The 11,696-nt window shown below is 31.8% G+C and carries 11 protein-coding genes; 8 read left to right on the top strand and 3 right to left on the bottom strand.

The window, feature by feature from the left end; all coding sequences use genetic code 11:
• The first annotated feature begins 135 nt into the window (after window positions 1-135).
• From AB8B90_RS13280 to cls, 3 genes are read left to right on the top strand one after another with little or no spacing between them, the layout of a single operon-like run.
• On the top strand, window positions 136-804 hold the full coding sequence (locus tag AB8B90_RS13280; protein ID WP_405337773.1) for an alpha/beta hydrolase: 669 nt from the start codon (window positions 136-138) through the stop codon (window positions 802-804).
• 40 nt (window positions 805-844) lie between these two features.
• On the top strand, window positions 845-1,798 hold the full coding sequence (locus tag AB8B90_RS13275) for a lytic transglycosylase domain-containing protein (RefSeq protein ID WP_405337770.1): 954 nt from the start codon (window positions 845-847) through the stop codon (window positions 1,796-1,798).
• The gene (cls, locus tag AB8B90_RS13270) at window positions 1,799-3,259 is read left to right on the top strand and encodes a cardiolipin synthase (protein ID WP_405337767.1); all 1,461 of its coding nucleotides are present in this window, start codon (window positions 1,799-1,801) and stop codon (window positions 3,257-3,259) included. It begins immediately after the preceding gene.
• 5 nt (window positions 3,260-3,264) lie between these two features.
• Here the strand turns inward: cls and AB8B90_RS13265 are convergent, their stop codons facing one another.
• Window positions 3,265-3,843 carry a DUF2892 domain-containing protein gene (locus AB8B90_RS13265; RefSeq protein ID WP_405337765.1) on the bottom strand — a complete coding sequence of 193 codons (579 nt, stop codon included), beginning with the start codon at window positions 3,841-3,843 and terminating at the stop codon, window positions 3,265-3,267.
• A 161-nt stretch (window positions 3,844-4,004) separates the two neighbouring features.
• Here AB8B90_RS13265 and rpmH point away from each other — a divergent pair, with 161 nt between their 5' ends.
• The 5 genes from rpmH (at window position 4,005) to AB8B90_RS13240 (ending at window position 9,572) form a co-directional block, all read left to right on the top strand.
• Window positions 4,005-4,166, top strand: coding sequence for a 50S ribosomal protein L34 (rpmH, locus tag AB8B90_RS13260; RefSeq protein WP_033961596.1), 162 nt, complete (start codon window positions 4,005-4,007; stop codon window positions 4,164-4,166).
• A 100-nt stretch (window positions 4,167-4,266) separates the two neighbouring features.
• Window positions 4,267-7,119, top strand: coding sequence for a carbamoyl-phosphate synthase large subunit (gene carB, locus AB8B90_RS13255; RefSeq protein WP_405337761.1), 2,853 nt, complete (start codon window positions 4,267-4,269; stop codon window positions 7,117-7,119).
• A gap of 116 nt (window positions 7,120-7,235) precedes the next feature.
• On the top strand, window positions 7,236-7,724 hold the full coding sequence (locus AB8B90_RS13250) for an ankyrin repeat domain-containing protein (protein WP_405337758.1): 489 nt from the start codon (window positions 7,236-7,238) through the stop codon (window positions 7,722-7,724).
• A 4-nt stretch (window positions 7,725-7,728) separates the two neighbouring features.
• On the top strand, window positions 7,729-8,562 hold the full coding sequence (locus tag AB8B90_RS13245; RefSeq protein ID WP_405337755.1) for a T9SS type A sorting domain-containing protein: 834 nt from the start codon (window positions 7,729-7,731) through the stop codon (window positions 8,560-8,562).
• Between the two features lie 119 nt (window positions 8,563-8,681).
• Window positions 8,682-9,572, top strand: coding sequence for a T9SS type A sorting domain-containing protein (locus tag AB8B90_RS13240; protein ID WP_405337752.1), 891 nt, complete (start codon window positions 8,682-8,684; stop codon window positions 9,570-9,572).
• Window positions 9,573-9,627: 55 nt separating this feature from the next.
• Here AB8B90_RS13240 and AB8B90_RS13235 read toward each other — a convergent pair whose 3' ends face one another.
• Both AB8B90_RS13235 and AB8B90_RS13230 read right to left on the bottom strand, forming a co-directional pair.
• The gene (locus AB8B90_RS13235) at window positions 9,628-10,182 is read right to left on the bottom strand and encodes an acyl-CoA thioesterase (protein ID WP_405337749.1); all 555 of its coding nucleotides are present in this window, start codon (window positions 10,180-10,182) and stop codon (window positions 9,628-9,630) included.
• Between the two features lie 2 nt (window positions 10,183-10,184).
• Window positions 10,185-11,507 (bottom strand): DNA recombination protein RmuC, encoded by a 1,323-nt coding sequence (locus tag AB8B90_RS13230; RefSeq protein ID WP_405337746.1) that lies wholly within the window; start codon window positions 11,505-11,507, stop codon window positions 10,185-10,187.
• Window positions 11,508-11,696 lie beyond the last annotated feature (189 nt).

Raw genomic sequence — 11,696 nt, 5'->3', positions numbered from 1 at the left:
GTTCTGCTGCATCAATCATAATAATTCGTATTTAATTCAATGGTTGGTAGGGTAGAACTATAGATTTATATAGTTTTGTATTGCAAATTTACAAAAAATTAACATAAACTAAAAATAACTGATTTTTAAATAGTTATGTCTCAAGAAATCATTCACGTTTATCTTATGCCTGGTTTGGCTGCAAATCCAACAATTTTTGAGCATATCAAGTTGCCAGAAGATCAATTTGAGATACATTGGCTGGAATGGATGTTGCCCAATAAAAAGGAGTCTTTAGCGTCTTATGCTAAGCGAATGATTGAAAAAATCGAGTACGATAATATCGTTTTGTTGGGTGTGTCTTTCGGAGGAATTTTAGTTCAGGAAATGAGTAAACACATATCACTTAGAAAATTATTCGTGGTATCAAGTGTGAAATCTAAACATGAATTGCCTAAACGAATGAAACTTATGAAACTCACAAAGGCTTATAAAATATTACCTACGCAACTTGTTAGTAATATCGATTTTCTTGCAAAATATGCCTTTGGAGAAACCGTTACAAAGCGAATTGAACTTTATAAAAAATATTTATCTGTGAGCGATAAGCAATATTTAGATTGGGCAATTGAAAATGTTATTGAATGGAATCAAGAAGAACCAAATAAAGAAGCAACATACATTCATGGTGATAAAGATGCTATTTTTCCTCATTCATGTCAGGGCAATTGTATTGTAATAAAAGGAGGGACTCATATTATGATAATAAATAAGTACAAATGGTTTAACGAAAATTTACCAAAACTTATCTTAAACAAGCCTTGATAGCCACTGTAATATTTTATACATTTATAAAAAAGAAAATATGAAGACGATTAAGAATATATTAGCAACTATCGGTTTAATTGCCCTTTCTGGGATGTTCATTTTTGCAATGCAGAAATCACCAGATGATACTCGGGATTCAAATAAAGTTGAATCTATTAACAACTCGAGACCAGTAAAAGACTATAATGTGTATGCATTGTCTGTTCCTGAATCGTTAGATTTTGCTGGTGAAGCTTTACCACTTAATAATCCTGATATTTTGGAACGAATGGATAGAGAGTTATTAGTAAATACTTATTGGCAATCTAACGGCTTACTCATGTTCAAAAGAGCCGCCAAGTACTTCCCAATTATTGAACCGATTTTAAAAAAAAATAATATTCCAGATGATTTTAAATATTTAGCTGTTATTGAAAGCGGATTAACTAATGCGGTTTCTCCAGCTGGAGCAAGAGGTGTATGGCAAATTATGAAAACTACTGGAAGAGAAAATGGATTAGAAATTAATAGTAATGTAGATCAACGTTATAATCTAGAAATGTCGACAGAAGTTGCTTGTAAATATTTACTCAAAGCTAAAGCACAATTAGGCTCTTGGACCTTAGCTGCTGCTGCATATAATGCCGGTAATGCAGGAGTTTCTAGACGATTAAAAGAACAAGGTGTAAATGATTATTATGATTTGTTATTAGGAGAGGAAACTGGACGCTATTTGTTTAGAATAGTTGCTCTCAAGGAAATTTTAAATCATCCAAATAAATATGGATTCAACTTTAGTGAAGATGATCTATATACAACTGTTCCTACTTATAAAGTTGAAGTTGATACAGCAGTTACTAATTTCTCTCAATTTGCTAAAAAATTTGGAATCAACTACAAAATATTAAAACTCCATAATCCATGGTTAAGAGAGCCTCACCTTAATAATAAATCCAGAAAAAAATATAAGATTGATATTCCAAAAGATGGATTTTACTCCGTAAAACCTTAAATGATAGATTCATTAAAAGATAGTTTTTGGTCAATATTGCTAGTTCTTAATTATTTATTAGCAGTAATAGCTATCATTACGATTCTATTTAAAAAAATAAATTCATCAAAAACAGTTGCATATATTCTCGTTTTGGTGTTTTTTCCTTTTTTCGGATTAATAGTATATTATCTCTTCGGACAAGAATATCGAAAAAATAAAATATTCAATCGTAAAGATATTTCTAATGCGAACATTATAAAGTCTGTCGGTATAGATCTTCATATTGAAGGACGAGAGTTTGCTAAAGATGAGTTTTTTGATGAATTAGATGATAAGGTAAAACTTATAAAGTTACTCAAGGCAAGTGAAAAATCTCCTTTAACGTTGAACAACTCCATTGATATTCTTAAAAATGGAGAGGTAAAATTTAAACTACTTATTGAAGATTTAAAACAAGCAAAAAAATATATTCATCTGGAATATTATATTATCAAAGATGATGACATAGGTACTGAAATTTTAGATATTCTATCAGAAAAAGCTAAATCAGGTATTGAGGTTAAATTAAGCTATGATGATGTAGGTAGTAAATTGTCATCAGCCATGAAGCGTCAGCTTGATGAAAGTGGCGTTGAACATTATCCATTTATGCCAGTTTTATTTTCGAGTTTAACAGGTAAATCCAACTACAGAAATCATAGAAAAATCGCAATTATTGATGGAGTTATTGGTTACATTGGTGGTATCAACGTTTCAGATGAATATATTAATAATAAAAAGAACAAATTATTTTGGAGAGATACACACCTTAGAATTTATGGTGAAGCAGTAAAAGTGTTACAATTTCATTTTTTGACTACTTGGGATTTTGTTAGTGATTCATCCTTAGATATAAATGAAAAATACTTCCCAAGTGTCGATGCAGATGAAAACATAGCTATTCAAATTGCTGCTAGTGGTCCCGATACTAATTGGGCTAATATTATGGAGGCAATGTTAACAGCAATTAATAATGCTGAAAATTATATTTATATAACCACACCATATTTTATTCCTAACGCACAAATTATAACAGCTCTCCAGATTGCTGCAAAAATAGGAGTGGATGTGAGGTTGTTAATTCCTAAGGCATCAGATTCTTGGATTGCAGCTAATGCTACAAATTCATATTTAGATGAGCTCTTGTTTGCTGGAATAAAAGTGTATCGTTACTACAAAGGTTTTATTCATGCTAAAACTTTAGTTGTCGACGATGTGTTTTCAACTATTGGTACGTGTAATCTTGACAATAGAAGTTTTAATATAAACTTCGAAATAAATGCATTAATCTATAATGAGAAACAAAGCAAAATTTTAAAAAATCAGTTTTTAGAAGATTTAAAAGAAAGTGATTCTGTTGATTTTGAATCTTGGAAAAAGAGATCAAAACTAAGTAAGCTTCAAGAGTCTTTTGCTAGACTTTGGTCACCATTGTTGTAATGTAATTAACGCCTACTTCTTCTGTTTTGTCTAGATGATGTAGGTTGACCGTAATGTTGTTTCGGAATTGCAGTTTTTTTCATTTGCTGCTTAAACATTTTAATTTGCTCAGCTAGCATATCACGTTTGTCAAGCTTTTCAGCTTCTGCTAAAAGCTTTTTGGCTTCTTGAGGACGACGTTTACTAAAGGCTATTCCAGCTAGATTTAATTTAGCCATAGCTAAATCATGATCCATAGACAACCCAAGATTCACAGCTTTTTTAAAAAATTTCTCAGAGGTATTCATGTCGGTTTGAGCAAGCATAACACCATGAAGATAATTATAATAACCCTCTTGTTTTTTTACTAAAGCACTTGATGGGTTTTTAATTTTGTTCAACCACTTTTTAGCGCCTTCAAAATCTTGCTTTCTCAATTTTAAAAAGGCAAGTAAAATAAATTCGTTTTTGAAATACAGAAATACAAAAATAAGTGATAACAATATGTACATGATACCATTGCCAATATAGCCTTCAATAAATTGGTATATAGCATAGGCTATAATTAAAAATGCGATAACTAGTTTTATGTTTTTATTGAACATTTTTTGAATTTAAAATTTAGGCTGCAAAGTTAATAAAAACAATTGTAAATATTTTTAAATTTAGGTTTGGCAAACTAAAAACTCTTTGTATATTTGCACGCAGTTTTAAGAACAGCTTAAAACGCTTAAAAACGATAACAAGATTTTAAAAATATAAGACAATGCCTAAAAGAACGTTTCAACCGTCTAAAAGAAAAAGAAGAAATAAACACGGTTTTAGAGAAAGAATGGCTTCTGTAAATGGAAGAAAAGTTTTAGCACGTAGAAGAGCTAAGGGAAGAAAGAAATTGTCTGTATCATCTGAAACTAGACATAAAAAATAATGATTAACAATTGTTAATATTTTAAAGGTGTTACTTAGGTGTAACACCTTTTTTTGTACCTATTTGTTACCTATTTTTGCAACCATAAAAAAAAACAAACATGCCTAAAAACGACACATTAAAATCTATTCTTATTATAGGCTCAGGACCGATTGTGATTGGTCAAGCCTGTGAATTTGATTATTCTGGAACACAAGCTTTACGTTCTCTTCGTGAAGATGGAATTGAAACCATTCTTATCAATTCTAATCCAGCTACAATTATGACAGATCCTACCATGGCTGACCATGTTTATCTGTTGCCATTAACCACGAAGTCCATTATCAAAATCTTAAAAGAGCATCCTCAAATTGATGCTGTTTTACCAACAATGGGTGGTCAAACGGCTTTAAATCTTTGTATTGAAGCAGATGAAAAAGGAATATGGGAAGATTTTGATGTTGATATTATTGGTGTCGATATTGACGCGATTAATATTACTGAAGATAGAGAGCAGTTTAGAGAATTGATGCTTAAGATTGGTGTTGGTATGGCACCACAAGCAACTGCAAATTCTTATCTAAAAGGGAAAGAAATTGCTCAGGAATTTGGTTTCCCATTGGTAATTAGAGCAAGTTACACTTTAGGTGGAGCAGGAGCTTCGTTTGTTTATAAAGAAGAAGAATTTGATGAATTATTAACTCGTGGATTAGAAACATCTCCAATTCATGAGGTTATGATTGATAAAGCATTAATAGGCTGGAAAGAATACGAATTAGAGCTATTGAGAGATAAAAATGATAACGTTGTTATTATTTGTACCATAGAAAATATGGATCCTATGGGAATCCATACTGGAGATTCTATTACAGTTGCTCCAGCAATGACACTCTCTGACAAGACTTTCCAAAAAATGCGTGATATGGCAATTCATATGATGCGAAGTATTGGTGATTTTGCAGGAGGATGTAATGTGCAATTTGCAGTAAGTCCTGATGAAAATGAAGACATTATTGCTATTGAAATTAATCCTCGTGTATCTCGTTCTTCAGCTTTAGCTAGTAAAGCAACGGGTTATCCAATTGCAAAAGTAGCAGCAAAATTAGCTACTGGTTATACTTTAGATGAATTAAGTAATCAAATTACAGGATCTACTTCAGCGCTATTCGAACCGACTTTAGATTACGTTGTTGTTAAGATTCCACGTTGGAATTTTGATAAATTCGAAGGATCAGATAGACGATTAGGACTTCAAATGAAAGCTGTTGGTGAAGTTATGGCCATTGGTCGATCATTTCAGGAAGCACTTCATAAAGCAACTCAATCTTTAGAGATTAAGCGTAATGGATTAGGTGCTGATGGAAAAGGTTATAAAGATTATCAACAAATTATCGACAAGTTAACCTATGCAAGTTGGGATCGAGTCTTCGCTATATATGATGCCATTCAAATGGGAATCCCATTAAGTAGAATCCATGAAATTACTAAAATTGATATGTGGTTCTTAAAGCAATATGAAGAATTACATGAACTTGAAAAGGAAATTTCTAAATTCACAATTGATACTATTGAGCGTGAGTTGTTATTAGAGGCGAAGCAAAAAGGTTATGGAGATCGTCAAATAGCTCATATGCTCAAATGTTTAGAAAGCCAAGTCTATAACAAGCGTGATGAATTTAAAATTAACCGTGTATACAAATTAGTAGATACTTGTGCTGCGGAATTTAAAGCACAAACACCTTATTACTATTCTACTTTTGAAAATGAATTAGAAACGGCTAATGGTGAAAAATATTCAGCAAATGAGAGTGTTGTCTCAGATAAAAAGAAAATAATTGTTTTAGGTTCTGGACCTAATAGAATCGGACAAGGAATTGAGTTCGATTACTGCTGTGTTCATGGTGTTTTAGCAAGTGCTGAATGTGGATACGAAACGATAATGATTAATTGTAATCCAGAAACAGTTTCGACTGATTTTGATATTGCAGATAAATTATATTTTGAACCTGTTTTTTGGGAACATATCTACGATATTATTCGTCATGAAAAACCAGAAGGAGTCATTGTTCAATTAGGTGGACAAACGGCTTTAAAATTAGCTGAAAAATTAGATCGCTATGGGATAAAGATTATTGGCACAACTTATCAATCTCTAGATTTAGCTGAAGATAGAGGGTTATTCTCTAATCTTTTGAAAGAGAATAATATTCCATATCCTCAATTTGATATAGCAACAACTGCAGATGAAGCTGCTGCAATTGCTGATGTTTTAGATTTCCCAATTTTAGTGAGACCTTCTTATGTTCTTGGAGGTCAAGGCATGAAAATTGTAATCAATAAAGAAGAACTTGAAGAACATGTTGTTGATTTACTACGTAGAATGCCAGGAAATCAATTATTATTAGATCATTATCTTGATGGTGCCATTGAAGCTGAAGCAGATGCTATTTGTGATGGTGAGAATGTCTATATCATTGGTATTATGGAACATATTGAACCTTGTGGTATTCACTCAGGTGACAGTAATGCAACTTTACCACCTTTCAACTTAGGTGAATTTGTAATGCAACAAATAAAAGATCACACAAAAAAGATAGCCTTAGCATTAAATACCGTTGGTTTAATTAATATTCAATTTGCAATTAAAGATGATAAAGTATACATCATTGAAGCGAATCCAAGAGCATCTCGTACTGTTCCTTTTATAGCGAAAGCATATGGCGAGCCTTATGTAAACTATGCAACTAAAGTAATGCTAGGGGAAAAGAAAGTCACTGATTTTGATTTCAAGCCTAAATTGGAAGGTTATGCGATTAAACAACCTGTATTCTCGTTTAATAAATTCCCTAATGTTAATAAAAAATTAGGCCCTGAAATGAAGAGTACAGGCGAAAGTATTTTGTTTATTGATAGTTTAAAAGATGATGAATTTTACAATTTGTATTCAAGACGTAAAATGTATTTAAGTAAATAATCTATCTTTTTTCGATGAACGGTAAGGTGTATTTGTCACAAAATTAGTACTTTAGCCCTCTGTTACTTAAACCTATTATGTTGAACCCAATGAAAATAAGTTTATACTTCTTTTTTATGATGTCATTTTTGTCCTACGGACAAGAGAATATCTTTGATATAGCTCGTTCAGGATCAATTGAAGACGTTAAGAAGTTAATGACTATTAATTCTGATACAATCAATATTGCTGATAGTAATGGTCATTTACCTTTAACTTTAGCGTGTTACAGAGGCAACACAGATGTTGCAGTTTTTCTGGCATCTAAAGTGAAAAACATAGATGGTATAAGTGATTACGGAACACCTTTAATGGCTGCAGTTTATAAGAACAGAACAGAAATAGTTGAGCATTTAATTAAACAGAATGCAAATGTAAATTTTGCAGATACAAACGGAACCACAGCATTACATTATGCTATTTTTTTGAAAAATGAATCTATAATAAAGCTATTAGTTGATGCTAATGCCGATGTTACTTTTAAAGACAATAGAGGTAATAATGCTATAAATTACGCAGCTATGACACAAAATGAATCCATAATTAAGCTTATCAATAAAAATTAATTATATGAAAAAAATTACTTTAGCCTTAATTGGTATATTTTACTTCAATACAGTTTTCGGACAAACCTTTACCACAGGTATGATTCAATTATCTAATACTTCTGGATTAGAGTATTCTGCACAGATTGATGTCAACTCAAGCACAGTTACTTTAACTATGGTTGGACCAGAAAATAGATGGTTAGGTTTAGGATTTGGAGTGCAGAGTATGACTTCTGGTGGAGATGTTGTTATTTATTTGGAATATGAAGATCCTGAAAGCCCAGGAACAACTGTAACAGAGCTTACAGATAGGTTTTTTGGTTTTGATGCACAAGAGCCAGGACAAGATGCTACAGGTATCAATCCCACTGAAGATGCTGATGGTCAACGAGATTGGTCAATTTCATCCAATACTGTAAATTCAGGAGTTAGAACTCTTGTAGCTACAAGAGATGCTAATACAGGAAATCCTCGTGACTATGTGTTTTCTGCATCTGCAACATCTATAGAATTAGTTTGGGCTAGAGCTCGTTTTGTTGGTTTTGATTTAGAATGGCATGGCCCTGAAAATCGAGGAGCTACAATGCAAGGATTAACATTGAGCGAAAAAGAATTTATCGCTAGCGATTTTAGCATTACTCCAAATCCTTCAGAAACACATTTTAATATTAATTTACAAATATATTCTGAGAATTCAACAGTAAAAGTTTACGATGTTCTTGGAAAACAAATATACACAGGAGCATTAAATTCTTTATCAACTATGGTAGATGTTTCTAATTGGAATAATGGAGTGTATTTAGTTAGAGTTTCTACAGAAAATACAACTCAGACCAAACGATTTGTAAAACAATAGTATATTTTGAGTTATATGATTTTTAAGCCGTACAATTTAAATTGTACGGCTTTTCAGTTTTAGAAATTAAATGTGAACAGAAAATGCGCTATATTTGATATGAATTATTATATCATACTATGAATAGAACTTTACTTATACTTTTTTTATCACTAATTCCATTTGTTTTATTTGCTCAAGTAGGAGCCAATCAAGTTGATGATTTTGAAGATAATACCACACAAAATTGGACTGTAGGGAATTCAGCAGTTGCGGCTAACTTAATTAGTACTCCTGCAAGTGGAGGTCCTAATGGAGTTGATGATGGTTATTTTAGTTATGTTACAACTGGAAATGCTAATGGAGCAGGAAGTAGAATGATTGTATTTTCAAGAAATGAGCAATGGTCTGGTGATTTTGTTGAACAAGATGTTTTAGCTATTAAAATGAATGTTCGAGCAACAACAGGAGATCTCACTTTAAGATTGGGTTTTAGTAATGAGCCTACTACTTCAGTAGGCACTCAAATAGTAACTACTACGCCAGTTGTTATTGCTGCTGGTTCAGGTTGGCAATCTGTAACAATTCCAATACAGCCTTCTGATTTTACTACCATATCTGGTGGTACTGGTTTAACACCTGCACAAGTTTTAGCAGATGTCTTTGAAATGAGGATATTAAGTACAACAACAACAAATCCAGTGTTATTTTGGCTTGGGGAAACTGGAGCGAGGCGAATGGATTTAGATGGTATTACTGCTTCTACAACATTGAATACAAATGAAGTTATAAGTACAGATGAATTTTTGATTTCACCAAACCCAGCAATATCAAGTCTAAATGTGCATTTGTCTCAAGATTCTAAAAATGCTATAATTTCTGTATATGATGTATTAGGAAAACGAGTTTATACAAGCCAAGAGGATGCTTTAAATACATCAATTGATGTTTCTAAATGGAATAGTGGTGTCTATCTTGTAAGAATTTCAACTGAAAACACAACACAAACTAAACGTTTTGTGAAACAATAAGTATATTATATATAAATATAAAAAAAGTCGCCAATATATGTTGGTGGCTTTTTTTTTACTTCTCAGGAAGTTCTATCTTAATTCTATAGGACTTTAAATACTCCAAATAATCTGTAGGAGAAAAATCTTCACTATTAAATTCAGCTTGTCTTGAAATTTTAGTTTTCTTTCGTTTAAGAGCTTTTAAGAAACGTTTTATTTCTGTTTTGTCATTTATTATCAAACCGGGAACTTCTACAGATTTACCAAGTTTATTCTTGGCTACCATAGTGAAATAAGAAGAGTTACAATGTCTAACTGTTCCGGTAGTAATATTTTCAGATTCAACACGAATACCTACAACCATTGATGTTTTTCCAACGTAATTGATTGACGCTTTCATAGTTACCAATTCGCCAACTTCGATTGGGTTCAAAAAATCAACAGTATCAACAGAAGCAGTTACGCAGTATGCTTCTGAGTGCTTTGAAGCACAAGCAAATGCAATCTGATCCATCAAATTTAAAATGTAACCACCATGTATTTTTCCACTAAAATTTGAATGTGAAGGTTGCATTAATTGAGAAATACTAATTCTTGAAGAATCTATAGTTTTATAATTCATAATCATTATTATTCATCATCCTCTTGAGCACGTTTCAATATGGTCTCAGGTAGTGATTTTTTAGCTTTAGCACCTAATTTTTTAAGTTTCTCAACACTAGTAATTAGATTACCACGTCCATCAACTAATTTATTCATGGCAGAAGAATAGTCTTTTTTAGCATCGTCTATTCGTTTTCCTACTCCAGTTAGATCTTTCACTAAACCTTCAAATTTATCATACAGAGAGCCAGCTTGTCTAGCAATTTCAATGGCATTTCGTTGCTGTTTTTCATTATTCCACATGGTGTCAATAGTACGAAGGGTTGCCAAAAGGGTAGAAGGCGTAACGATAACAATGTTTTGTTCAAATGCTTTATTATATAGTGAGTTGTCTTCGTTTATTGCAATTGCAAAAGCAGGTTCAATAGGTATAAATAATAAGACAAAATCTGGAGATTCAATATCATACAAATCTTGATAATTTTTTTCAGATAGCTGATCAACATGCTTTTTTATAGAATTGATATGTGCTTTTAAATAGATATTTCTTTCATCATCTTCTGTATTTACATAGCGCTCATAATCTGTTAAAGACACCTTGCTATCAATAATCATTTTTTTGTTATCTGGAAGATATAAAACAACATCAGGCAATACTCGTGTACCGTCAGGTAAATTAAAACTTTGCTGAACGAAATATTCGCGATCTTTTTCTAGTCCAGATTTTTCAAGGACACGCTCTAATACCAATTCGCCCCAATTTCCTTGCATTTTACTATCTCCTTTAAGAGCTTTAGTTAGGTTTGTAGCCTCTTTAGTCATTTGCTGATTAAGGTCTTTTAAACCTTTCAATTGTTCTTCAAGAGCTGAATGCATTTTAACACTCCTTATCTGAGTGTCTTCCACTTTTTTCTCAAATCCTTGAATTTTTTCCTGCAATGGGTTTAAAATATTTTTAATATTTTCTTTATTCTGAAGTGTGAATTTTTCAGATTTTTCATCTAGAATTTTAGTCGCTAGAAGCTCAAAGTCTTTTCTTAGTTGCGCTTGTCTTTCTTCTAATTCTTCATCACGCTTTAAATTTTGATCTTGAAGATTTTTGTATTCTGTAGTTCTTCTAGTTAACTCTGTACTTATGGTTTCTTTATCACGTCTTATCGCTTCCCGTTCAGTCTCTAATTTTGAAAGCTGTTGTTTTAAATCTACAATAGTTGAAGTCATCTGATTTTGACGTTCTTCTAAAGTGCTTTGTTCGCTTTTACTTTTTAGTTTAATAAAAAGCATACCTAAATAAGCGCCAATAGCTGTAGAGATAAGAATTGATAGAATGAGAATTATACTGTCGTTCATGATGTTATTTGTCTAGTGTTGTAAAAGTAACAAATTATAAGGATTGGATTTTAAGACTCAGATTCTTTTTTAACATTTGAAAAATCATATTTTTTTATTGTTTGTTGTAGTATTTTCCAATGATTTCGTAATTGTCTTTTTATTTCTGGAGCTTCTAAATCATCTGAAGCTCTGTATGCATATCTTAAA

This window comes from Psychroserpens sp. (genome assembly GCF_045105015.1).
Classification (GTDB): domain Bacteria; phylum Bacteroidota; class Bacteroidia; order Flavobacteriales; family Flavobacteriaceae; genus Psychroserpens.
This window is presented reverse-complemented; position numbering and strand designations above follow the sequence as displayed.

Excerpts from the sequence above, each read along its gene's own strand:
- AB8B90_RS13250 (WP_405337758.1), top strand. The coding sequence starts at position 7,236 with ATGATGTCATTTTTGTCCTACGGACAAGAGAATATCTTTGATATAGCT.
- AB8B90_RS13240 (WP_405337752.1), top strand. The coding sequence starts at position 8,682 with ATGAATAGAACTTTACTTATACTTTTTTTATCACTAATTCCATTTGTT.
- AB8B90_RS13235 (WP_405337749.1), bottom strand. The coding sequence starts at position 10,182 with ATGATTATGAATTATAAAACTATAGATTCTTCAAGAATTAGTATTTCT.
- cls (WP_405337767.1), top strand. The coding sequence starts at position 1,799 with ATGATAGATTCATTAAAAGATAGTTTTTGGTCAATATTGCTAGTTCTT.
- AB8B90_RS13275 (WP_405337770.1), top strand. The coding sequence starts at position 845 with ATGAAGACGATTAAGAATATATTAGCAACTATCGGTTTAATTGCCCTT.
- rpmH (WP_033961596.1), top strand. The coding sequence starts at position 4,005 with ATGCCTAAAAGAACGTTTCAACCGTCTAAAAGAAAAAGAAGAAATAAA.
- AB8B90_RS13280 (WP_405337773.1), top strand. The coding sequence starts at position 136 with ATGTCTCAAGAAATCATTCACGTTTATCTTATGCCTGGTTTGGCTGCA.
- AB8B90_RS13265 (WP_405337765.1), bottom strand. The coding sequence starts at position 3,843 with ATGTTCAATAAAAACATAAAACTAGTTATCGCATTTTTAATTATAGCC.
- AB8B90_RS13245 (WP_405337755.1), top strand. The coding sequence starts at position 7,729 with ATGAAAAAAATTACTTTAGCCTTAATTGGTATATTTTACTTCAATACA.
- AB8B90_RS13230 (WP_405337746.1), bottom strand. The coding sequence starts at position 11,507 with ATGAACGACAGTATAATTCTCATTCTATCAATTCTTATCTCTACAGCT.
- carB (WP_405337761.1), top strand. The coding sequence starts at position 4,267 with ATGCCTAAAAACGACACATTAAAATCTATTCTTATTATAGGCTCAGGA.